Here is a 673-nt window from a genome sequence, read left to right on the forward strand (position 1 = left end):
CTGCAGATCGCCGTCAGTGGGCTGCTGTACTTCACCCTGGTACCGCCGCTTACGCAGGCGCGCGCCGATCGTCTGACCGTGCTGACCCACGGTGCGGAGGAGGTGCAGTGGTCAGCTGCCAGCGGCGACACCATTGTCGCCCTGCCGGAGGCCGCGCAGTCCACCGCGACCGCCGTCCCCGACCTCGGCACCGCGCTGCGCCTGCATCCAGGCACGCAGTCGCTGCGCGTGATCGGCGATGGCCTGCCGGCGCGCGACCGCGACATCACCCTGCCCGGGCAGGTGCACCTGCTGCAGCCGGCGCCACCGCGCGGCTGGCGTGCCTTGCAGGCGCCACCCATCACCGCGCCGGGCAGCGTGTTCCAACTGCATGCACGCGCGCAGGGCGTTGCCGGTGCCAGCGCCGAGCTGCTCGACCCGGCCGGGGTCGTGGTTGATCGCGGCACGCTCGGCAGCGACGGCAGCATCGCCCTGGAGGGTGTGGCGCGGGCCGGCGGCCGCAGCACCTTCAGCCTGCGACTGCTCGATGCCAGCCGCCACGTAGTGGACAACGTGCCGGTGCCCCTGCAGACGCTCGACCAACCCGCGCCGCGCGTGCTGATCCTCGCCGGCGCACCAGGCCCGGAACTGAAATACCTGCGCCGCTGGGCGGCCGATACCGGGCTGGACGTGC

1 protein-coding gene is annotated in these 673 nt (G+C 73.3%); it reads left to right on the forward strand.

Features of this window, described 5'->3' with window-relative positions; genetic code table 11:
- The coding region (locus ACXJKJ_RS30745; protein WP_457395284.1) for a hypothetical protein at positions 1–673 on the forward strand (673 nt) is incomplete at both ends.

The organism is Roseateles sp. P5_E1, assembly GCF_054049335.1.